The sequence below is a fragment of the Lactiplantibacillus sp. DA1 genome, assembly GCF_032681335.1.
GTDB lineage: Bacteria > Bacillota > Bacilli > Lactobacillales > Lactobacillaceae > Lactiplantibacillus.
In genome coordinates this window covers 399633-421258 of the sequence record NZ_JAWHTQ010000003.1, presented here as the reverse complement: position 1 = coordinate 421258, position 21626 = coordinate 399633, and the positions used below count along the sequence as shown (strand labels likewise).

Here is a 21626-nt window from a genome sequence, read left to right as displayed (position 1 = left end):
TCGTTTAAGGCGGAAGAGATAGTTTATACAGAAACAGATTCGATTTGGATGCTGTGTATCATAACTTAACTCACGATGAACTAAATCGAACTATCCGTTGTTTCATAATCCACCTTGCCAAGTTCAATCTGAATCGTGATATGAGTTAGTGGAAACTGGGCGCTTAGGTCCTTGTTCAGTTGTTCCAAAAAGGCATTATTGTCAGCTAATGTTGAACGACAGAGATGGACGGTCATGGCTGTTTCAGTAGTACTCATGCCCCAAATGTGTAAATCGTGAATCTGGTTGACGGTGGGCTGGCTGGTTAAATAATCAGCGATTGCTTGGCGGTCAACATTGTTTGGTACAGCTTCTAGTGAATAATTCATCGCATCTCGTAAGAGTCCCCAAGTACCAATCAAAATCACGACGGCAATTAGCAGGGAAACGACAGGATCAAGCCAGAACCAGCCAGTCTTCAAAATAACGAAGCCGGCAATCACCACACCGACTGAAACCCCGGCGTCGGCGGCCATGTGAAGAAAAGCGCCCTTAATATTGAGATCGTGCTTTTGACCCTTCATAAAGAGCAATGCGGTAAAGCCATTAATGACGACCCCAACAGCGGCGACGATGATGACGTCCCATTCGGCGACGGGGCCGGGATTACTGAGGCGTTGAATGGCTTCGACTGAAATGGCCCCGATAGCGACTAGTAAAAAGACGGCGTTGAAGAGGGCAGCCAAGATTGACGAGCTTTTGTATCCATATGTGTACTTATCGTTGGCGCTTTTTTGTCCAAGCCAGATTGCCAGCCAGGAGATCAGTAAACCGAGGACGTCACTGAGATTATGTCCCGCATCGGCGACCAAGGCCAGTGAGCCGCTCGCAAAACCGTAGCCAGCTTCCAAGACAATGAATGCAGTATTTAGGGCGACCCCAATCTTGAAGGCACTTGTCTGTTGTTGTATTTGATGGCTGTGTGCCATATGAATCACCTACTTCTTAGTTGAATTTATCCTTGTTATGGCTATAATTTAAATATGAACGAGCAAACATATGAATGTCCGTTCATGTGTATTGTAACACGCTTACATGACAATCTCAATTAGAAATTGGAGTTTATGATGGAAAATGAAATGGACCATGAAATGATCGTCAAACGGCTGGCTGAACTGATGCCACCGACTACTGAGCTCAATCGGATTACCGCAATTTTTAAGGCGCTGGGTGATCCAACCCGCGCCCGAATCATCTACGCGTTGGCAGTATCTAAGCTGAGTGTGGGTGAACTGGCGACGGGATTAGCCCTGACACAGTCGAATGTGTCTCATCAGTTAACGGTCCTCAAACAATTAAAATTAGTGGTGGGGACGCGTAGTGGGCGTAACGTGCACTACCAGTTGGCCGATAAACATATCATTAGTATTTTTCAGCAAGTTGCGGCTCATGCCGAAGAAGCCGGCGATTAGCTCGAATATGAGCTATTACCGATTAGTTATGATGAGTAGGGTAGCTCCGTGGATTCTCGTTGGGTTTGGTCTAGGTTAAACGGTGTCAATGATTTTAAAGAACGGTACGATTACATTCAGTATAGAATTGTGTTTAATATAACACTGCGAAATGACTAATTTTGCAGTGTTATTTTTTAATCAGTTACGCTTTTGTTAATTACCTAGTTTTATAAACTAGATGTATTGATATTTACACCATGTGATGGTATGCTGGTGTCAACAATAAATATGAGGTGATTAACATGGCACAGTCGGCACGACAATATCAAATAACAAATGAAGTCCTTAACTCAGTAACTCATGGGATTGGGATTGTTTTAAGTATCGTTGCATTTGTCTTTTTGATGCTCAAGGCATATGCGGATGGGCAGACCCTAGAATGGGTGGCGTTTATTATTTATGGTTGTTCGTTGTTTGTACTGTATACTTGTTCAACGTTATTTCACGGCTTATATTTTACACGCGCCCGCGAAGTATTCCGTATCTTTGATCACAGTGGCGTGTATGTGCTGATTGCTGGAACTTACACGCCTTACAGTTTACTGGCGATCAAAGGTTGGTTGGGCTGGACGATCTTGTTAACGATTTGGACTTTGGCGATTGCTGGGATTACGGTTAATGCCGTATGGCCCGGACGTCTGAAAAAGGTCGAAACGGTCATTTATGTGTTGATGGGGTGGATGTGTCTTGCCGGTGGTCGGCAGTTATGGAACCATTTAGGCGTCACGGGCTTCTGGTTATTAGTTGCCGGGGGCGTTGCGTTTACCTTGGGTGCCTTACTATATAGTTTCCCACGGATTAAATATTTACACGTCATTTGGCATCTATTCGTGATGGTGGGAACGACGTTGATGTTTTTCTCAATTTATTTCTATATTTAAGGATGACTGTGGGGACTGGCTGACGAGCTGGTCCTTTTTTGCTATAGATGTGGGGGAGAGAACCGTATTTGGTTCACAGGTAACGGTTTAAATAATTTCATGTGGTACTGGCACAATGTCTTCTAAATTAGGTTGGTATCCGAGCAGCAGTTAGTGCGTACGACCGTTGTCTGAATTAGTCACCGTCACTCAGCTAACAATAGTTTTGAAATCAACTGGCTAGCTCGCAATAGCCTAGTACAGAACAGGCTTTATTTTTGTCATCAAACTGTAATCAGCCAGGCGTATCTTTTGATTGCCTTTTTAAATAAACTTCCGTAGAATAGTAGGACAACGAAATTTTTAGTGAGGTGATTAAGATGGCATACGGGTTATTATTTGGTGGCATTTTCATGGAAGTTTTAGGGAGCTTTTTCTTAAAGCGTGCAAACGGTTTTCGGAACTTAATACCAACGATAATGGTGTTGGTTGGATATTTTAGTTCGTTAGTCCTTGTAACGCTTGCAATGCAACGCCTGCCGTTAGGGGTGACGTATGCCATGTGGGCTGGACTGGGCACGTTTGCAACCGTTATTTTAGCGGTCGTCGTTTACCGTGAACGGCTCAGTCTTTCACGTCTGAGTGGCTTAATTGCAATTGTAGTCGGGGCGATTTTACTGAACATTTAAATCAAGGGGGAATGATGATGCGTGCATGGATTCAATTAGTTATTGCGATTGGCGTTGAAATTGCGGGGACCAGCTTGTTGAAGTTATCGGCTGGATTTAAGTACCCCTTGGTTGGAATTGTGGGCATGTTACTATACGGCCTAGCGATTTTTAGTTTCTCACGGGCATTGAACAAAATCCCACTGAGTGTTGGTTATGCAATCTGGGCCGGAGTCGGCACAGCTGCGACCGGCCTGATTGGAATTTGGGCGTTTGGCGAAATCTTGACGGGATTGAAAACGTTGGGATTCATGGCTATTATTACGGGTGTGATTCTATTGAACATGCCTGCTAAGGCGACTAAACCGGCTACTGCGACGCCGCGCTTGGCACGGTGGCGGACCCGGTTTAACCGGTAATTAAAAAGATCGCGAATCTGGATGACTTTTAAAGCAACTAGGCTTGAAAATCATCGTTTGATTCGCGATCTTTTTGGTTATTCAGCTAGGCTTCTGGCCAGATTTCCTTAGCCGTACCAATGACTAACGCCAACTTGGCCCACTGTTGAGCCTCAGTTAACTGGTTACCTTCTTCAGTTGAAGCAAAGCCACATTGGGTCGATAGTGCTAGATTACGCAATGGCACCTTAGTGGTCGCAGCTTGAACTCGTTCTTTGATCACAGTGGTCTTTTCCAATTCTGGAAACTTAGAGGTAACCAGACCTAATACGATGCGTTTGTGATCATCGTGATTCCAAATCTGGTCTAAGACTTCGAAGCCACCTGCCCGTTCGTTATCATATTCCAAGAACAGCCCATCATAGTTAAGCTGGCCAAGGTAGGGTGCGACCACGTCGTAACTGCCCGAGAAGAGGTACGTGGACTTAAAGTTACCCCGACAGATGTGGGTCGTGACGGTCAAGTCGTCCGGTAGGTCAGCTAAGGCTGCGTTGATCACTTTGACGGCATCGGTCGCCCACTTAGTATAGGTCGCGTGGTCAGCTTCAGGGTCATTAAGTTTGCTGATCAAGAAGGCCCACGTCGTATCATCTAACTGAATGTAGCGACATCCAAGGTCGTAAAAATGTTGAATCGTGTCGTGGTATGCTTGGGCGAGATCATCTAAATAAGCGTCCCAGCTATCATAGAATTTGGTCCAATTGTCACTCCGATTATCGCGGAATAACATGGTTGGTGATGGGATTGTTTGTTTAGCGAGTACACCAGCGGGCACGATTGATTGTAAGTATTCAAAGGCAGCAAAGAACGGATGGTCGGGATTATACGCGACTTTGCCAATCAGTTCAGCGTTATCCGTTCGAGTATGGTCCCCCTTGAACTTATAGCTTTGATGGTAGTCGTACTTGCCAACACCAGTTAAGCCCCACAGGAAATCTAAGTGCCACCAGCTGCGTGAAAATTCGCCATCGGTCACGGCTTTAAGCCCGAGCTTAACTTGTTCAGCGACCACTCGTTTGATTTCGGTGTGTTGGATTTCAAGTTCTTGATCACGCGTAATGGTACCGGCGGCTAATTGTTCATGAGCCTTTTTCAAACTAGCGGGGCGCAGTAGGCTACCGACGACATCAAAGCGGAATGGGGCGGTTAAAGTTGTGGTTGTCATTAAATATCAAACTCCTTAAATTTTATTAGGAACGAAAAAAGCGTCGTCCTGAATAATGTTAATCATTATTCAGGACGACGTTGGGCCGTGGTACCACCTGAGTTCTAGGCTAGTGAACTAGTCTACTCGATACAGCTGCCATAAGCTTTTGGCAATTGCTAACGCGGGTAACGGTTGTTAAACCGGCTTTAGTTAATGCTGGTTACCTTAGTGCTCACCAGACACTCACCAAAACGAACTAGGGAGAAGACCATCTTCATTGGTTGTGCCGGTACCGTTTCACCAACCCGATACTCGCTGAACAGCGACACCAATTACTCATCTTTTAATCGTTCTTTAATTATTGACACTTATCATACTGGTAATTATTTTAAATGTCAAATTTAATTTAAGGCCGGAATCGGTGGGCGGGATTAATCCATAGTCATGCTATAATGCAAGTAACATGCGATTGGGGGCAAATTATGGATAGAATCATTCGTTTTTTTAAGCGGGATGACGTTGACTTGTACTTAACGTTGGCGTTATTAATCATCATTATTTATTTAATGCGGGGATTTGCGACGGTTGTTTTATTAACGACGATTTTTGCGTATTTGGGCATTAAGCTTAGTCGGTGGTTAAACCTCCGAACGCACTTACCTTATTGGATTGCCGTCATTGTGGTCTACGTCGGCGTGATTGCGTTGTTTATCGGTGCGTTATCGTACGCGGCACCTACCCTGGTCGATCAGTTGAAGGTCATTCCGGATATGCTGGCTAAAGCAATCACCAATCACCCGGTATTGAATAAGAATATTGATAAATGGGTCAACCAAGCTATTCATAGTAGTGAATTGATTCAAAACGGGAAGGCGTTACTCGTCACCGGTATTAAAGGACTGAGTGAGGTTGGAACTGGCTTTACGCACGTCTTAATGGCAATCTTTTTGAGTTTTATCTTTGCAGTTTCGCGGGGACGAATGATGGTCTTTGGCCGCCAGTTCTTGCAGTCGAAGTTTAAAAAGTTCTTCACGAACGTTTACTATTTAACGCATAAATTCGTTATGATTCTGGGGCGGATTATTGAAACGCAACTGGTGATTTGTACGATCAATACGATTTTGATGACGATTGGATTCATGATTATTGGGATGCCAAGTATCATGGTGTTGTCGATCATTGTCTTTATCCTAGGCTTAGTGCCGGTGGCTGGCGTGTTGATTTCAATGATTCCGCTAACCTTACTGGGGTTTGCGTCGGGTGGCTTGATTCGGGTTGTCTGGATCATCGTGTTGGTTATTTTGATTCACGCCTTCGAGTCTTATTTCCTTCATCCACGGCTAATGGCGGACCGGACTGATTTACCAGTCTTTGTCACTTTTATTACGTTGATTATTATGGAAAGTCTATTAGGGGCCTGGGGCTTGATCATTGGGATTCCAATTGTTTCATTCTTCCTAGACATTTTGGGTGTGCAGAATTCTGAGCCGCGACGCGTGACGTCTCAAATAGAGAAACGTGAACCTTAGTGTGATTGTAACTGGACTTTACCGGTAGCAGGCTTTGTATGGGGTCGGGTGATTTATATGAACAGTAGCTTGTGACTGCGCGTAAAGGTTATCAAGGATAATTGTAAGCTGGTATCTTCGAAGTGGATTACTTTCGAAGGTGCCAGCTTTAATTAATTACTGCTTAAAGATGCTGATAGTGACAATTACAAGTCAGACTGTTAGTGTTAAGCTATCAGCGTTCTAGGTGGTATAAGGTTGACTTATTACGACTAAGTGTTAGAGTGAGCGGTTGGAATCTGTTTAAGAGGAGACGATTACGATTAATCAATCAAATAATCAACATCCCGTGTTAGATGGCTGGCAAGAAATTGAAGCTGACCAAATTAAGCGAATGCAAGGTGCGTTGTGGCATCTGTTGGGCAATGCGATAGCATATTTAAGTCTATTTGTAATCGAACTAGTGCTTGCAACGATTGGTCATTCGCAATCTTTGCACGCGGATGCGTTTAATAATTTTGCGGGTATTGTTTCATCGGGGTTGTTATCGCTTGGTATCTGGGGTGGCATTCATAATCATCAATCACATCAAAGTAAAGTGACCGCTTTGGACGGCTGGGAGGCCGAACGTCGTAATCGATTGATGCGATTTCGTTTACAAGACTTATTCACGTTAATGAGTGGGGTCGTTATGTTAGTTATGGCGGTACAAGTTATTGTGAGTGGTGTTAGTAATTTGTTTAAGTCACACACCGTTCAAGCAGTGAGCGGTGTAACTGTTTGGGGAGCTGCAATCGCGAGCATCGTTATGTTAGTCGTCTGGTACTTTAATCGTCGCGGAGGGCAACAATTAGATAATTCGACGCTATTGGCTGCGGCAAAGGATAGTCTTAGTGATGCGTTAACGAGCATTGGCACTTTAATCTCATTAAGTGGGGTCTTACTATTCAAATTTGCTTGGTTAGATAGTGTTGCGAGTATCGTGATTGGATTCTTTATTTTTGCCGCTGGGTTACAAATTTTTCGGGACAGTGGGTTGCAGCTAATTAATTACAGTGATCCACAAGTTGAAAAAAATTATATTAATACGATTCAACAAATTGATGGTGTGAATCAGGTCAATGCAATTGATGTCCAGTATTCTGGGAGCTTAGTGGCCTTGTCGCTGGTTATAGCAGTGTCACCACGAATGACAGTGGCAGCCAGCTTTCAGCTCAGTGAAAGGATCGAGCAAGTGATGCGAAATCAGTATGGCATTATTGACACTAAGGTAATGTTTATGCCGCAAACATAAGTGTGTTGACTGATAGATTTTAATAAATAAAAGACTAGTTTCAAGGTTGAATTCCTTGAAACTAGTCTTTTATTTATGGTTGGTGCGAATTCCGTTGTGGGGTGCGGGCATGGTGGACCGTCAAATTCGTTAGTGTGGCGTCCGTTGCTGGTTTCGTGAATAATGGAATCGTCTCTTCCAAGACATCGCTAAACGCTAAGCCGTACCAGATAGCAGGAGATGGGGTGATGTTTTGTAGTAGGACGCGGCCACCAATTAGTAGTCGATCGAACTGGCCCATCGTTGGGTTGCTAGCAAGGTCCATGATCTGCTGATTCTGAACGACAAATTTAAAATCGCCAACTTGACGGGGTTGCGTGATTCCGTAACGGGAATATTGAGGATCGATGCTGTGATCGGCAATTAAGTTCGTGACAATTTGGCGCAAGTATAAATTAATGTGTTGTGATTTACGGAAGCCTAAGTTGAGTCGAACCTCCACGATATTTCGAGTGCCTAGCATGTCAACACTGTAACTACAATCATAAGGTCGGTTGGTTTCATTAATGGTAATAAACCAGTAAACCTTAGCGCGTTTAGGTCGCTTATCTAAAATCGAGTACAGAATTGACCGTTTAACCCGGTGCTGGTGGTCAACTTTAGCCAAGTAGACTAAGTTCGTTGCAAATACTGGCAGGTGATCATCATGGCTTAACTGGATCAGTTGATTACGGTAATCTAGCAGACTAATCTGTTCATTTGCTTGGTTGTAACGCAAACGCCGGCGATTACCAAAGAACCAAACGACCATAATCAAGAAAATGACGAGGGTCAGCCCCAAGGTCAAATAGCCACCGTGGATAAACTTGGTCAGACTGGCGGTTAAAAAGACGGTCTCCAGGGCGCCGAAGCCGAATAATAAAGCTAGCGATAATGTTCGGTGGCCCTTCATCTGAATCCACTGGCTGAGCAAGATGGTCGTCATCAACATCGTTAAGGTGATGGCTAACCCATACGCCGCTTCCATGTGGGCGGAAGTTTGAAAGAGCCAAACGATTCCTAAGGTGACCAGACAGAGCAACCAGTTAATCGCGCCAATGTAAATCTGGCTGCGAACATTACTAGGATGTTTGATAATCATACGGGGTAAGAACTTTAAACCGACTGCTTCGTCAACTAAGGTATAAGAACCCGTAATCAAGGCCTGTGACGCAATGATGGCTGCGGCCGTGGCTAAGATAATCATTGCAATTTGACCGCCCGCAGGAACCATGGCATAGAATGGATTGACGTTAGTGGCGTCGCGCCAAGCGGCATCTTGATAATGGTTTAACATCCAAGCCCCTTGACCAAGATAATTAAGAATCAGGGTCGTGTATACAAATGGCCAAGTGGCGTCGATGTTGGCTTTGCCAACGTGGCCCATATCGGAATACAAGGCCTCGGCTCCAGTGGTTGCTAGGAAGACGCTACCAAGAATGAAAATCCCCATTTTATTAGCCGGATTGAATAAGACTTGCACGGCGTAAACTGGTGAGAAGGCTTTGAGAATGACGGGTGCCTGACTGATGTTGATCAGACCGAAGATGCCAATGATGGTGAACCAGAGTAGCATCATGGGACCGAATGACCGACCAACGACGGCAGTACCAAACCCTTGAATCATAAAGAGAACTAGTAAAATAACCGTAACGGTTAGAGGCACGAGCCACGGGTACTGGGAAAAAGCCCCCAGTTTGGGTAATCCTTTTAAGCCTTCAACTGCTGATGTGACTGTCACAGCAGGTGTTAGGGTGCCATCTGCTAACAAAGCGGCGCCGCCAATCAACGCGACGAAAATTAACCATTTGGCCCGGTGACGAACCAGCGCATACAGGGCGAAAATGCCACCTTCATGATGATTATCAGCGCGTAAAGCAATCAGGACGTACTTTACCGTTGTAATGAGCATCAACGTCCAAAAGATTAATGAAACACTGCCGATAACATAATCAGGAGTTGCATTCTTAAGTTGCCCCGCGTCATTGATCAGAGCGTTCATGACGTATAGCGGTGACGTTCCGATGTCCCCATACACGACGCCTAATGTGATTAACATGCCAATCAATGAACGTTCCTGAATCCGTTGCTTACGCATGAGTTATTGACCCCCACTTCAATTAGAACTGTGACTCATACTATACTAGTTTTTTTCAAAAGGAGTTAACCAGACAAACTAGAAATTTGCTCATGTTAACAAGTTTCAACTTACGTTTCGTTAGGTGAACTTTACTTCAAGTTGAGTACAGTAAGTGATTCGGTTGTTTGTACTTTGGGGATAAAAAATGGGCCGTTTCATTCCAGTTGATAACGCTGAAATGAAGCGACCTATTAGTTTTGAAATTATTAGTCTAGTCAATTATTTCTCATCAGTGGCTGTATCCGTCTTCAACTGGGAGTGTTTAACGGAATAACCAAAGTAAACGATCATGCCGATGGCTAACCATACCACGAAGCGGATCCAAGTGACAGGCTTCAGGTTGATTAGTAGGAAGACACAACAGATGATTGACATGATTGGTACAAACGGGACCAACGGCGTTTTGAAGGGACGCCGAAGATCTGGTTGTGTTTTACGTAGCCGTAAGATGGAGAAGGAAACTAGGGTAAAGGCAGTCAAAGTACCGATATTCACCAGTTCAGCTAAGTCAGCTAATGGAATAAAGCCACCCATGATTGCGGCAATCGACCCAAACAAGACGGTTGATTTAAGTGGTGCACCGGTTTTGGCGCTAATATCGCTAAAGACATGGGGGAGTAATCCATCCCGCGACATGGAGAAGGAAATCCGAGTTTGACCGTAGAGACAGACTAACATTACAGTGGTCATGCCAAGAATCGCGCCAAGGTCAATGATTCCGGCCATCCAATTTTGACCGGAGTAAATAAGAACGGCCGAGATCGGATGATCAATGTACTTGGCAAACGTTTCAAATGGAACCACGCCAGTCATGATGGCTGATACAGCCACGTAGAGAATGGTACAGATACCAAGAGACAGTAACATGGAACGTGGGAGTGTTTTGGACGGTTCCAATGTTTCTTCAACGCTAGATGAAATGGCGTCAAAACCGATGAAGGCGAAGAAAACGCTAGAAGCTGCGCCGAAGACCCCTTTGAAGCCAAACGGTAATAACGGACTCCAGTTTGCTGGCTTGATGAAGCGCACCGCGGTAAAGATGAATAAAAGAACAACGGCTAATTTAATCACTACCATGATGTTATTGACGCGTTTAGTTTCTTTGACCCCGAGAGACAATAAAGTGGTAATCAGGATAATAATGGTGAAGGCCGGCAGATTAAAATAGCTGGTCACACCAGGGACGGAACCTGCGGCGGCGGAAAGAACTGTGGGTAGTTTTAACCCGAAGCCTGCTAGAAATGATTGAAAATAGCCTGACCAACCAGCGGACACGGTCGAAACTGCGAAGAGGTATTCCAACATTAAATCCCAGCCAATAATAAAGGCAACGATTTCGCCCAGCGTTGTGTAAGCGTACGTATAGGCCGAGCCACTTTCAGGAACCATGGCTGCAAATTCAGCGTAGCAGAGTGAAGCAAATAGGCAAGCAATTGCCGCTAATACGAATGAAATCATGAGCCCGGGACCGGCTGTTAAGGCTCCGGTCCCGGTTAAAACGAAAATCCCAGTCCCGATGATGGCCCCAATTCCCAACATCGTTAAGTCAAATGTTTTAAGTTCTTTTTTGAGCGGACTGTGATAAGTGGCTAACATGGCATTGATATCTTTTTTGCGGAGTAACCGCGTGTGTGATAAATCCATAATCATCGCCCCATTTCGATGTGATGAATTAAGTTTAACCGGTTTTAGGAAAGCCACGATGGTTAATAGTGCTAAAGTCGTAAATTGAGTTGGCTATAATAGCTAAATCAAGGCCATTGAGGTCCAATGATGATTAATATTAGTCGTTGTTGTTAGTTGTTTGACTAATTGTGATTAATTATCAAATCTGGGTGAGAGCCGTGATTGGTGCGTCGGATGACGATAAGTTGGAGCAGATTTTCGGAAGGTTAACTTATCTTGAAAATGAAATTAATAATAAAGGCTGGGGTGGCTGAACACCAAAAAAGGACTGCCAACTGAGTGTCAGTCCCGGATGGTTGTATATTCATTAACGATGCCGCCGATAATAACGGTAAACAACGGCTAATAAAATAATAATTAGTAAAATTCCAACGGCGGCCCGGGGACCCGCAAAGTGTTCGGTTAAGTGAAACATGCGAATTGGTCCGAGACCGTGAATTCCAAGCATTGCAAGCATTGAACGTGCCCTCCTTACGCATAATTATTAGCTATTTAATGGTTAAATGCAAAAATTATCTTCGCAAAAGATTATTATCTCACTACTATCTGCGGTAAAATAAAACCATCATTAAAAATTAGGTGGGTGCCTCCATTGCAATATATTGAGCCAATTGTCTACACAATTATCATTTTAAACGCGGCCGCGGCGTTCATTACCGTGTTCCGGGATCGTAATCGGGATATCGCAGCAACTTGGGCGTGGTTACTCGTGTTGATTTTACTGCCAATCGTTGGCTTCATTGCGTATGCTTTTGTTGGCCGGAAATTACCGAAGAATCGGTTGTTCCGGTTGCGTAAGGAGACGCAAATTCGGTTGGAACAGATGATTCAGCGGCAACGTGAAGCATTAGGTACTGAATTGATGCCAGCTGATGCGGTGACTAGTTCGGTTCGTGGGATGGTCAGTTTGTTCTTGAATTCGGATGGCGCGCTACTGAGCCGAAAAAACCGCGTCAAGATTTATACGGATGGTCACGAGAAGTTTCATGCGATGTTTCAAGATATTGAAGCGGCTAAGAATCATATTCATATCGAATATTATACTTTTTATAATGACCAAATCGGTAATGACTTATTACACTTATTAGAGCGTAAAGCCGCTCAAGGTGTTGATGTTCGTGTGCTCTATGATCCGTGGGGGTCGATGGGCACGTTTCGCAGTTTCTTCAAGCACTTGGAAGAGCTCGGTGGGCATGCCCGACCATTCTTGGGGGCCCATTCGGCGATTTTGGACTTCCGACTAAACTTCCGTGATCACCGTAAGATCGTAGTGACGGATGGTCGGGTTGGTTACGTCGGTGGTTTTAACGTTGGTGACCAGTACCTTGGGCGTAGTAAGAAGTTCGGCTACTGGCGCGATACGCACTTACGAATCGTTGGTTCAGGGGTTTTCGAATTACAGGAACGTTTCATTCGGGACTGGAACGCCACTGATGCGGAACACCGCATCGTACCAGACGTTAACATGTTCCCAGTTATTCGCGTTAAAGGGAATACGTCGTTACAAATCGTCTCGAGCGGCCCTGACAGTGATGCGCAACAGATTAAGTTGGGCTATATTAAAATGATTATGACGGCCCAACACCGCTTATGGATTCAGTCGCCATATTTAATCCCGGATGATTCCGTACTCGACGCAATTAAAATTGCAGCGATGTCAGGAGTCGATGTCCGCATCATGGTGCCGGATAAACCCGACCATGCCTTTGTTTACCGGGCAACCCAGTACTATGCTCGGGAACTGGCAGATGCTGGTGTAAAAATCTATTATTATAATAATGGTTTTATTCATGCCAAGACCATCGTGATTGATGGTCAGGTGGCTTCGGTTGGTTCCGCTAACTTGGATTTCCGGAGCTTTAAGTTGAACTTCGAAGTGAACGCCTTTTTATACGATGCTGATTTAGCACAAGAATTGGAACGGATTTTCTTAGAAGATCAAAAAATCAGTAGTTTGATTACCGTTCAAGACTTTAAGAATCAGTCATTCTGGCTGAAGTTCAAGCAGACATTTTCACGGCTGTTATCACCAATTTTATAATCAAACAATTGAATAGATGAGGCTAAAAAACTGATTTTGAAAAGTTATTGACTTTCAAAATCAGTTTTTTTAGTGTTCCCTAGTCGTTCAAGTACAATTGGCGCAAATTATTAATATCCGCTACGGATAACCCAAGCACTTCTCGTAAATAACCAATACCATTGCCGTAGAGGTCGTCGAAAACCCGAAAGACCATCTTCATATTGTCGGCTTCAACAGCCATGGCAACGTTGAATTGGCTAGCTAGGTCACCAGCATTGGCCTTTGTAATGATCGTAGCGGTATCCATACTGTCTGCGGCCATGAAGACGGCGTTAGTGAGTAGGTAGTCCTGCATAATTGTCTCGCGGGGGACGTCCAAGGCGGTCATGATAAGGGCTCCTGCCACGCCCGTACGATCTTTACCAGCAGCACAATGAAAGAGCACCGACTGGTCAGACTGGTCGTTAGCGAGGAGGGTCGCAAATAAATTTTGCCAGACTTTCACGGCATGACTATCCGTGATCATTTGTGCATATGTTTGTGCGTTGAAGGAATCATCGACGACCATTCGCTTGATGAGCCGTTTTAAACGGCGATCAAAGCGACGATTGTCAGTGAACGGATAGACGGACGTGTTAATATACTTAGTATTCTTGGGATAACGGTCTGGAGACATCTCAGCTTCATTGGCTTGGCGCAGATCAATATCATAACGGAGCCCGTAGTCATCCAAGTAGGTGAGATCGCGGTTAGTAAGTAGTGACATACCGCCGCAACGCAGCAGCTTTTGCCACTTGATTGTCTGACCAGCGGTGTTCTCATAACCACCCAGTTCTCGAAAGTTAATGCCGTGCTCTAGTCGTAAGACCCGATTGTGTTCCATAGTCTGATTACCTCGATTAGTGATTTAGCTTTATTATAACCGCTTTCATTGCTGATGTCAGGGTAAAGTGAGTGGAAAGATTAGAATTGCACACCTTAAAAAACCTTGTCAGAGTAGAATTGGCTGACAAGGTTTTTGAGGTGTTGGTGGACCTTAATTAGTCCCCATTATAAATCGAGTTCTTAACTACCACGTAGTCGCACTTGGTGATGGCCTTCAAATCCCGGCCACCTGAATACGAGATGGATGATTGTAAGTCTTCTTGCATTTCATTCAAGGTATCGACTAAGCGACCACGGTAAGGGACGAGCATCTGCTTGCCCTCCACGTTTTTATGTTCGCCTTTTTGGGTTTCACTGGCAGAACCGTAGTATTGTTTATAAGTTTTGCCATCAATCTTCAAAATGTTACCGGGTGATTCTTGGTGTCCGGCTAACATTGAACCAATCATGACCATTGTAGCACCGAAGCGGATCGACTTGGCGATGTCACCATTGGTCCGGACACCACCGTCTGCGATGATTGGTTTGCGAGCGGCCTTAGCACACCACCGGACAGCAGCTAATTGCCAGCCGCCAGTACCAAAGCCCGTTTTGACTTTAGTAATGCAGGCCTTACCCGGGCCAACGCCAACCTTAGTTGCATCGGCACCAGCATTTTCAAGGTCGCGAACGGCGGCTGGTGTGGCCACATTTCCAGCAATTACAAAACTATCCGGAAGGACGTCTTTGATGTGCTTGATCATCGCAATGACACTGTCAGCATGACCATGTGCGATATCAATCGTGATATATTCTGGCACGATTTGATTAGCAGCTAGGTCGTCGATAAAGTCATACTCGCTGGACTTAACACCGACCGAAATAGATGCATACAATTGAGCCGCATGCATCGTTTCAATAAAAGCACGGCGGGTCTCGGGGGCAAAGCGGTGCATAATGTAGAAGTAGTCGTTAGTGGCGAGCCACTTGGCAATCTCGTCGTTGATGACGGTTGCCATATTGGCAGGCACCACTGGAATCTTAAAACGACGGCCACCCAATTCTACGGTCGTATCGGCTTCCGAACGACTATTAATGACACACTTGTTCGGAATTAGTTGAATATCTTCGTAATCAAAAATCTCCATGCCCATGATGCAAAACTCCTTTAAGTTAATTCACGGTGTCGCGTTCAATTAGCCCCAAATGTTGTGATCGATAACGTTAGTTTGTTCGCGATCGGGACCAACAGAGAAGGTGGCAATTTTAACGCCGACGAGTTCTTCTAATTTACGCAAGTAGTTCTGTGCATTAGTTGGCAGTTCCTCAAAGGTTTTAACGCCAGTAATGTCCTCGTCCCAGCCAGGAAGTTCTTCATAGATAGGTTTGCAAGCTTCTAATTCCTTCAGACTAGCAGGGTAGTGATAGATGGTTTCGCCGTTTAAGTCGTAAGTGGTACATACCTTGATGGTCTTTAAACCCGTCAAGACGTCTAAGCAGTTCAAACTGAGATGAGTAAACCCAGAAACTCGTTTAGCATGCCGTAATACAACGCTATCGAACCAACCAATCCGTCGAGGACGTTTAGTAACGGTCCCATATTCATGGGCCGTTTCACGAATGAAATCACCGACTTCGTCAAAGAGTTCAGTTGGGAATGGGCCATCACCGACGCGGGAAGTGTAGGCTTTTAAGACCCCAACACAGTTATCGATCTTAGATGGGCCAACACCGCTCCCAATAGTAACACCACCGGCAACTGGGTTAGATGAAGTAACGTAAGGGTAAGTCCCTTGGTCAATATCCAACATGACTCCCTGAGCACCCTCAAATAGGACGCGTTGACCGTTATCTAACGCATCATTAATGACAACGGAAGTATCGGTGACGAATGGTTTCAAAGTCTGACCGTATGCGTAATAGTCATCAAAAATATCTTCAAATTTCAGTGGTTCTAAGTCATAAAGCTTGGTAATAATTTGGTTCTTTTCAGCTAAGTTGCGTTTGAGTAAGGCCGCAAAGGTGTCCTTATCAAGCAGGTCGGCTACGCGAATCCCAATTCGTTCAGCCTTATCCATGTAGGCTGGGCCGATTCCCTTATTAGTCGTCCCAATCTTGCCACCGGCTTTAGCTTTTTCTTGAGCGCCATCTAATGTGATGTGGTAAGGCAAGATGACGTGTGCCCGGTTAGAGATTCTAAGGTTGTCAGGATTAACGCCCTTGTCCCGCAAGTATTGTAATTCTTCAACTAATGACTTGGGATTTAAGACCACGCCGTTCCCAATGACAGCTAACTTATCATGGAAGAAAATCCCTGATGGAATCAGCCGTAATTTGAAAGTTTGCCCATTAAATACGATGGTGTGGCCGGCGTTATCGCCGCCTTGGTAACGTGATACCACATCTGCTTCCTGACTCAAAAAGTCCGTGATCTTTCCTTTACCTTCATCGCCCCACTGGCTACCTACTACTACGACTGATGCCATATTCTTCCACCTCATTAAATAGTTTAATTATGAATAATTAATCCTAAAGAGTAGTTAAACGTTCACCACTCCAACAGGAAAGAGTATAGCAACTTTAACGTCAAAACGCAACCCAAAAACCGAATGTTCTTGTTTTAGTAACAAATAATCGTTCACAATTAAGACGAATTGGTTCGAAAACAAGTCCTTAATATGGAAACGAAGTGAAAAACAACAGTATTTTTTCATTGTTCGTCTCTATTAATTACTCGAGGGGTGTGCTATAATAATGTTCGTGTTTTGTTGGTGAATACCTATATAGAAATGAGGATTAGCAATGATTGATCGTTATACGCGTCCCGAGATGGGCAAAGTATGGTCGCTAGAAAATCAGTATCAAGCATGGTTAGAAGTGGAAATTGCTGCAGATGAGGCTTGGGCTGAATTGGGAAAGATTCCGGCAAGTGATGTTGCTAAAATTCGAGAGAATGCCAAGTTTGATGTTGATCGGATTGCGGAGATCGAAGCCGTGACGCATCATGATGTAGTTGCCTTTACGCGCGACGTGTCTGAATCATTAGGCGCAGAACGTAAGTGGGTCCACTATGGGCTGACCAGTACTGACGTTGTTGACACGGCGCAAGGTTACCGGTTGAAGCAGGCCAATGCGATTATTCGCCAAGACTTACAAGATTTACGGGCGACACTAGCACAACAAGCGAAAAAATATAAATATACGGTTGAAATGGGGCGGACACACGGCGTCCACGCTGAACCAACCACGTTTGGATTGAAGATTGCCCGGTGGTATTCTGAAATTAATCGTGATATCGAGCGTTTTGAACACGCGGCCGCGGGCGTTGAAGCGGGTAAAATCAGTGGGGCCGTTGGGACTTTTGCGAACATTCCACCATTTGTTGAAGAATTTGTCTGCAAACAACTTGGATTGCGCGCACAAGAAATTTCGACGCAAGTTTTACCACGGGACTTACATGCCGAATACATTGCTAGTTTGGCCTTGATTGCAACAAGCGTTGAGGTGTTTGCAACCGAAATTCGTGGTTTGCAAAAATCCGAGACTCATGAAGTTGAAGAATTCTTCAATAAGGGGCAGAAGGGTTCGTCAGCAATGCCGCATAAACGAAATCCCATCGGTTCTGAAAATGTCACGGGACTAGCGCGGGTCATCCGGGGTCACATGATGACGGCTTATGAGGATGTGCCATTGTGGCATGAACGGGACATCTCCCATTCTTCTGCGGAACGAATCATCTTACCAGACACTACGATTTTAGTGGATTACATCTTAACTCGAATCAATAAGATTATTAAGACGCTGACGGTGTTCCCAGAACGGATGAAGCAAAACATGGATGCGACTTACGGGTTGATCTATAGCCAGCGTGTCTTACTTAAATTGATTGATACGGGGATGTCACGCGAAAGTGCTTATGACCTCGTTCAGCCGCTGACAGCTAAGTCGTGGGATGAACAGTTACAATTCAAGCCACTTGTTGAAGGTAACGCCGAGATTCGTGAACATTTGGATCAGGCTGCGATTGATGATGCGTTTGACTATCATTACCATCTTCGCCACGTTGATGATATTTTCAAACGATTAGGATTAGACGATTAATTTAGAAATGATGAAGCCCAAGCGATGAGTAATCGCTTGGGCTTTTATTATGATTAAAATGTGCTAAAAAGATGGGCTGTTTATTCGTCAGCCGATGCGCGTCCTATTCCGACCTCCGGGGCTGGGGACGATTACTGGCTACTTTTGAGCTTGATAATGGCACGGTTTAATCATGCTTCATATTCGACAATAACTAGCGCAATGCGTGTAAGTAACTTAATTTTAGTTCAAGGGACCAAATGTTAGGTGCGTCGCAATCAGACCATAACCAAGTGCCATATTGCGCTGTTCTGTGCGTGTGAAGCGCTGTAATTGGGTATGCACGTATTGGTAGAGGTCACGGTGCTGGCGTGATAGGGTCATTGGTACCATATAGTTACGATAATAGGCTTGATATAGCTTGATGGTTACTTGCTGTGGCGAAACGTTGTTATTCAGGTCGATGGCAGCTGCCAGTAGCGCTTGGCGGTAGGAATCGGATGGTTGATTGGTAATCGGCTGATTATAAGCAGCATCTACTAAGGCAAATAATTTTTGAGCTTCCATATCCATTGTCAGGGCCAACCTTTCAATTGTTAAGCTAAGCGCAATTATAGCACGGTCAGTGTGCTTGACGCGCACTCTCGAGTTGGTTTTTAAAGTAACGAAACGGACATAAATAGAGCCGCCAATGAATCTTGCTCATTGGCGGCTCTATTTATTAGTAAGGGTTAATCAAGCGTCGGGCACAGTGGTATTTTATAGTTTAAGCCCGGTGCCAAGCTGCGTAGCCGATAGTTGGGAAAATGCCAATTAGGCGTTCGATTTGTTCACGGTCTAATTGATATTCGATTGCTGGCAGTAGTGCGTTGACGGCATCTTCAGCTTGATCACTGATTTCAGTCACGCCAACGAGATGGCCGTCTTGGTCATGAACCTGTTTACTAGCGGCAATCGGTTCTTTGGAGACTTGATAATACCAGTAATCAGCTAAGTCGTTATCACTGACGGTTAAACCAGCCTTTTCAGCAGCTGGTATTTTCATGCCAGCTTGCGCAATTCGTGGCGAAGTGAAGACGACCGATGGAATTACTGGATAATCAATCGGGTCGTTGGTTTGACCGGAGAATAAGCGCATCAAGTATTTGGATTCAAAGTAGGCTGCTGGCGTGACCTTTGGCAAGTCATTGGCAAGAACATCGCCGGCCGCATAGATATTAGAAACGTTGGTTTGTAAGTGGTCATTGACGTAAACGCCGTGGTGGTCATACTTGACGCCAATGCGATCTAAACCTAAACCATCTAAGTTTGGAATCCGACCAGTCGCGTCTAAGATCCAATCGGTGGTCAATTGCTGGTGGTCACCATAGCTAACTTGGAGCTGGTCGTCCTGTTTGGTAAATGCTTGCACATTTGCGTTTTTGATGAAGGTTACCCCACGTTCAGTTAAGTCGCCAACCACTTGTGCAACGAATGGTTGGTAAAAATCACGAAGGGCCTGGTCGCTGTGTAACATGACCGTCACCTCGGCACCAGCCGCGTTGGCGATGGTGGCAAATTCCATACCAATATAGCCTGCGCCAATAATCACGATATTTTGTGGCAACTGTTTAAGGTTCATAAAATCACTACTATCGTGGGCGAGTTTGGTACCTGGAATATCCAAACGATGGGGCTTTAAACCAGTCGCAATGACGATTTTTTCGGCGGTGATGGTTTGCTGGTCATCAATGACAACGGTGTGAGCGTCCTTGAACGTGGCGTGACCATGGATGATCGTTGCGCCACCATCTTCCAAGCGGGCTGTCAGGCCTGCTGGTAGGGGATCAATAATCTCTTGTTTGTGGGCCACGTTGGCCGTCCAATTAATGGTCGGAGCACTACTCAAAATATCATTGAGGCGTGCTGCTTCCCGCGTTAATTTAACGGGTTCATCAAGGGTGATTTTGGCGTTACACCCGCGGTTGGGGCAGGTGCCACCAATTAAGCCACTCTCAATAACACCGACCCGGACACCGGTTTTAGCGAGTGGTGCAGCCCCATCAAACGTGGCATGCCCCGCACCAATGTATAATACATCGTAATCATACTTGTCTGTCATGATTTATCAGCCTCCATTAAAGTTTTGATAACTTAAGCTTAACGAGTTTTATGAAGTCTGACAACTGATATGAATTGCTGGCACGACCTGTAATGACTATACTAAAAGTAATTATGTCGATAAGGAGACGTTAACATGCACGCTTTAATCGCGATTGATTCATTTAAAAATTCCATCACTAGCATCCAAGCGAACCAGCTAGTGGCCAAACAGTTCGCGGCTCATGGGATCACAACGACCCAAGTAGCCATCGCGGATGGTGGTGAAGGGACAGTGGCAGCGTGGTTAGCCAATCATGCTGGTGGTCAAGCTATCACAGCGTCAACGGTGGATTTGGCACAACGACCATTAACTGCCGTGTACGGCTACTTTGCCGCCGAAAAGATGGCTGTGATCGAAGTTGCGGCCGCTTCAGGAATTCAGTTCGTAACGCCGACTTTAACCCCGTTGGTAACGAATACTTATGGAACGGGGGTGCTGATCAAAGATGCGATTGAGCGCGGGGCACGTAAAATCATTCTGGGATTAGGTGGTAGTGGTACAGTCGATGGTGGTGCTGGGATGTTACGAGCCCTCGGGTATCGTTTTATGGCTGACAATGGTCAGGAGTTAGACATGACTGGTGCTGACTTAAGTCGCGTCGCTCGGATTGATGACCGGTATATCCTGTCACAATTAGCGAACGTGACGTTTGTTAGTGCGGCAGACGTCACTAATCCGTTAACAGGACCAAATGGCGCAGCGAAGATTTTTGGCCCACAAAAAGGCTTGCCAGTGGATCAAGTTCGGACTCACGACAGCGCCCTGGCCCATTATATGACAGTCGCAAGTGGTACGGTGAGTGCCCATGAAGGCGATGGTGCCGCTGGTGGGATTGGTTTTGCTTTGCGCTACTTTTTACACGCCCAAGTTCAGTCCGGATTTCAACTATTGGCTACAATGAGCCAGCTTAAGACGAAGGTGGCCCAAGCGGACCTGGTTATTTCTGGTGAAGGGCAAGTGGATGATCAGAGCTTTATGGGGAAAGTACCGATACAGCTCAGTCAATTAGCGCAGACGGCCGGTAAACCGTGTTATTTATTGGTTGGGCGGCAAAAAGGAGCTAACGAAACGTTTGCTAAGCAAGGTGTCACGGCCGTGTTACCGATTGTCGATCAGGTCATGACCTTAGACCAGGCAATGGCGCAGGGCCCCGCTAACCTTGAACGGATGGCGGATCGGTTGGCGCGAATTATTAGTTATTCACAAGGTTAGTTACTAGATTAATTGTTAAAATAACCAAACAA

19 protein-coding genes are annotated in these 21626 nt (G+C 45.2%); 9 read left to right on the top strand and 10 right to left on the bottom strand.

Going from position 1 to position 21626, the window contains the following annotated elements:
- Window positions 1-80 precede the first annotated feature (80 nt).
- Window positions 81-968 (bottom strand): cation diffusion facilitator family transporter, encoded by an 888-nt coding sequence (locus RXV91_RS07065; RefSeq protein ID WP_316439289.1) that lies wholly within the window; start codon window positions 966-968, stop codon window positions 81-83.
- A gap of 138 nt (window positions 969-1106) precedes the next feature.
- Here RXV91_RS07065 and RXV91_RS07060 point away from each other — a divergent pair, with 138 nt between their 5' ends.
- The 4 genes from RXV91_RS07060 to RXV91_RS07045 all read left to right on the top strand — a co-directional run bounded on the left by RXV91_RS07060 (window position 1107) and on the right by RXV91_RS07045 (window position 3440).
- Complete coding sequence (locus RXV91_RS07060) at window positions 1107-1451, top strand: metalloregulator ArsR/SmtB family transcription factor (RefSeq protein ID WP_316439318.1); 345 nt, start codon at window positions 1107-1109, stop codon at window positions 1449-1451.
- A 284-nt stretch (window positions 1452-1735) separates the two neighbouring features.
- Window positions 1736-2374, top strand: coding sequence for a hemolysin III family protein (locus tag RXV91_RS07055; RefSeq protein ID WP_316439288.1), 639 nt, complete (start codon window positions 1736-1738; stop codon window positions 2372-2374).
- Window positions 2375-2733: 359 nt separating this feature from the next.
- Window positions 2734-3042 carry a multidrug efflux SMR transporter gene (locus tag RXV91_RS07050; RefSeq protein ID WP_003642504.1) on the top strand — a complete coding sequence of 103 codons (309 nt, stop codon included), beginning with the start codon at window positions 2734-2736 and terminating at the stop codon, window positions 3040-3042.
- A gap of 14 nt (window positions 3043-3056) precedes the next feature.
- Window positions 3057-3440, top strand: a complete 384-nt coding sequence (locus RXV91_RS07045) for a multidrug efflux SMR transporter (RefSeq protein WP_316439317.1) — start codon at window positions 3057-3059, stop codon at window positions 3438-3440.
- Window positions 3441-3525: 85 nt separating this feature from the next.
- On the opposite strand, the gene RXV91_RS07040 is transcribed toward RXV91_RS07045, so the two are convergent.
- Complete coding sequence (locus tag RXV91_RS07040; protein WP_316439287.1) at window positions 3526-4644, bottom strand: vitamin B12 independent methionine synthase; 1119 nt, start codon at window positions 4642-4644, stop codon at window positions 3526-3528.
- Window positions 4645-5108: 464 nt separating this feature from the next.
- Between RXV91_RS07040 and RXV91_RS07035 the strand changes: the two genes are divergently transcribed.
- Both RXV91_RS07035 and RXV91_RS07030 read left to right on the top strand, forming a co-directional pair.
- Window positions 5109-6155, top strand: coding sequence for an AI-2E family transporter (locus RXV91_RS07035; RefSeq protein WP_316439286.1), 1047 nt, complete (start codon window positions 5109-5111; stop codon window positions 6153-6155).
- Between the two features lie 328 nt (window positions 6156-6483).
- Window positions 6484-7428, top strand: coding sequence for a cation diffusion facilitator family transporter (locus RXV91_RS07030; RefSeq protein WP_316439285.1), 945 nt, complete (start codon window positions 6484-6486; stop codon window positions 7426-7428).
- A 73-nt stretch (window positions 7429-7501) separates the two neighbouring features.
- Here the strand turns inward: RXV91_RS07030 and RXV91_RS07025 are convergent, their stop codons facing one another.
- The 3 genes from RXV91_RS07025 to RXV91_RS07015 form a co-directional block, all read right to left on the bottom strand.
- Entirely contained in the window at window positions 7502-9544 is a 2043-nt protein-coding gene (locus RXV91_RS07025) for a KUP/HAK/KT family potassium transporter (protein WP_316439284.1), read from the bottom strand.
- Between the two features lie 261 nt (window positions 9545-9805).
- Window positions 9806-11230, bottom strand: a complete 1425-nt coding sequence (locus RXV91_RS07020; protein ID WP_316439283.1) for an amino acid permease — start codon at window positions 11228-11230, stop codon at window positions 9806-9808.
- Between the two features lie 349 nt (window positions 11231-11579).
- Window positions 11580-11729 carry a hypothetical protein gene (locus tag RXV91_RS07015; RefSeq protein WP_165493435.1) on the bottom strand — a complete coding sequence of 50 codons (150 nt, stop codon included), beginning with the start codon at window positions 11727-11729 and terminating at the stop codon, window positions 11580-11582.
- A 135-nt stretch (window positions 11730-11864) separates the two neighbouring features.
- Here RXV91_RS07015 and cls point away from each other — a divergent pair, with 135 nt between their 5' ends.
- Window positions 11865-13313: a cardiolipin synthase gene (gene cls, locus RXV91_RS07010; RefSeq protein ID WP_021730731.1), complete on the top strand. Its 1449-nt coding sequence runs from the start codon at window positions 11865-11867 to the stop codon at window positions 13311-13313.
- Between the two features lie 79 nt (window positions 13314-13392).
- On the opposite strand, the gene RXV91_RS07005 is transcribed toward cls, so the two are convergent.
- The 3 genes from RXV91_RS07005 to RXV91_RS06995 form a co-directional block, all read right to left on the bottom strand.
- Window positions 13393-14178 carry a tyrosine-protein phosphatase gene (locus tag RXV91_RS07005; protein ID WP_316439282.1) on the bottom strand — a complete coding sequence of 262 codons (786 nt, stop codon included), beginning with the start codon at window positions 14176-14178 and terminating at the stop codon, window positions 13393-13395.
- Between the two features lie 157 nt (window positions 14179-14335).
- A complete protein-coding gene (locus RXV91_RS07000; protein WP_316439316.1) occupies window positions 14336-15307 on the bottom strand; it encodes a GMP reductase in 972 nt (323 codons plus the stop codon).
- Window positions 15308-15355: 48 nt separating this feature from the next.
- Complete coding sequence (locus tag RXV91_RS06995; protein ID WP_316439281.1) at window positions 15356-16645, bottom strand: adenylosuccinate synthase; 1290 nt, start codon at window positions 16643-16645, stop codon at window positions 15356-15358.
- 316 nt (window positions 16646-16961) lie between these two features.
- Here RXV91_RS06995 and purB point away from each other — a divergent pair, with 316 nt between their 5' ends.
- Entirely contained in the window at window positions 16962-18260 is a 1299-nt protein-coding gene (purB, locus tag RXV91_RS06990) for an adenylosuccinate lyase (protein ID WP_021730735.1), read from the top strand.
- 222 nt (window positions 18261-18482) lie between these two features.
- On the opposite strand, the gene RXV91_RS06985 is transcribed toward purB, so the two are convergent.
- Together RXV91_RS06985 and RXV91_RS06980 are read right to left on the bottom strand one after the other, a co-directional pair.
- A complete protein-coding gene (locus tag RXV91_RS06985) occupies window positions 18483-18812 on the bottom strand; it encodes a bacteriocin immunity protein (RefSeq protein ID WP_316439280.1) in 330 nt (109 codons plus the stop codon).
- Window positions 18813-19005: 193 nt separating this feature from the next.
- Complete coding sequence (locus RXV91_RS06980) at window positions 19006-20340, bottom strand: NAD(P)/FAD-dependent oxidoreductase (protein WP_316439279.1); 1335 nt, start codon at window positions 20338-20340, stop codon at window positions 19006-19008.
- A 135-nt stretch (window positions 20341-20475) separates the two neighbouring features.
- Here RXV91_RS06980 and RXV91_RS06975 point away from each other — a divergent pair, with 135 nt between their 5' ends.
- Window positions 20476-21594 carry a glycerate kinase gene (locus tag RXV91_RS06975; protein ID WP_316439278.1) on the top strand — a complete coding sequence of 373 codons (1119 nt, stop codon included), beginning with the start codon at window positions 20476-20478 and terminating at the stop codon, window positions 21592-21594.
- Window positions 21595-21626: the final 32 nt, after the last annotated feature.

Bases quoted from the DNA above. Each gene is read 5' to 3' on its own strand.
- RXV91_RS07065 (WP_316439289.1), bottom strand. From the start codon at position 968: ATGGCACACAGCCATCAAATACAACAACAGACAAGTGCCTTCAAGATT.
- RXV91_RS07060 (WP_316439318.1), top strand. From the start codon at position 1,107: ATGGAAAATGAAATGGACCATGAAATGATCGTCAAACGGCTGGCTGAA.
- RXV91_RS07055 (WP_316439288.1), top strand. From the start codon at position 1,736: ATGGCACAGTCGGCACGACAATATCAAATAACAAATGAAGTCCTTAAC.
- RXV91_RS07050 (WP_003642504.1), top strand. From the start codon at position 2,734: ATGGCATACGGGTTATTATTTGGTGGCATTTTCATGGAAGTTTTAGGG.
- RXV91_RS07045 (WP_316439317.1), top strand. From the start codon at position 3,057: ATGATGCGTGCATGGATTCAATTAGTTATTGCGATTGGCGTTGAAATT.
- RXV91_RS07040 (WP_316439287.1), bottom strand. From the start codon at position 4,644: ATGACAACCACAACTTTAACCGCCCCATTCCGCTTTGATGTCGTCGGT.
- RXV91_RS07035 (WP_316439286.1), top strand. From the start codon at position 5,109: ATGGATAGAATCATTCGTTTTTTTAAGCGGGATGACGTTGACTTGTAC.
- RXV91_RS07025 (WP_316439284.1), bottom strand. From the start codon at position 9,544: ATGCGTAAGCAACGGATTCAGGAACGTTCATTGATTGGCATGTTAATC.
- RXV91_RS07020 (WP_316439283.1), bottom strand. From the start codon at position 11,230: ATGGATTTATCACACACGCGGTTACTCCGCAAAAAAGATATCAATGCC.
- RXV91_RS07015 (WP_165493435.1), bottom strand. From the start codon at position 11,729: ATGCTTGCAATGCTTGGAATTCACGGTCTCGGACCAATTCGCATGTTT.
- RXV91_RS07005 (WP_316439282.1), bottom strand. From the start codon at position 14,178: ATGGAACACAATCGGGTCTTACGACTAGAGCACGGCATTAACTTTCGA.
- RXV91_RS07000 (WP_316439316.1), bottom strand. From the start codon at position 15,307: ATGGAGATTTTTGATTACGAAGATATTCAACTAATTCCGAACAAGTGT.
- RXV91_RS06995 (WP_316439281.1), bottom strand. From the start codon at position 16,645: ATGGCATCAGTCGTAGTAGTAGGTAGCCAGTGGGGCGATGAAGGTAAA.
- purB (WP_021730735.1), top strand. From the start codon at position 16,962: ATGATTGATCGTTATACGCGTCCCGAGATGGGCAAAGTATGGTCGCTA.
- RXV91_RS06985 (WP_316439280.1), bottom strand. From the start codon at position 18,812: ATGGATATGGAAGCTCAAAAATTATTTGCCTTAGTAGATGCTGCTTAT.
- RXV91_RS06980 (WP_316439279.1), bottom strand. From the start codon at position 20,340: ATGACAGACAAGTATGATTACGATGTATTATACATTGGTGCGGGGCAT.
- RXV91_RS06975 (WP_316439278.1), top strand. From the start codon at position 20,476: ATGCACGCTTTAATCGCGATTGATTCATTTAAAAATTCCATCACTAGC.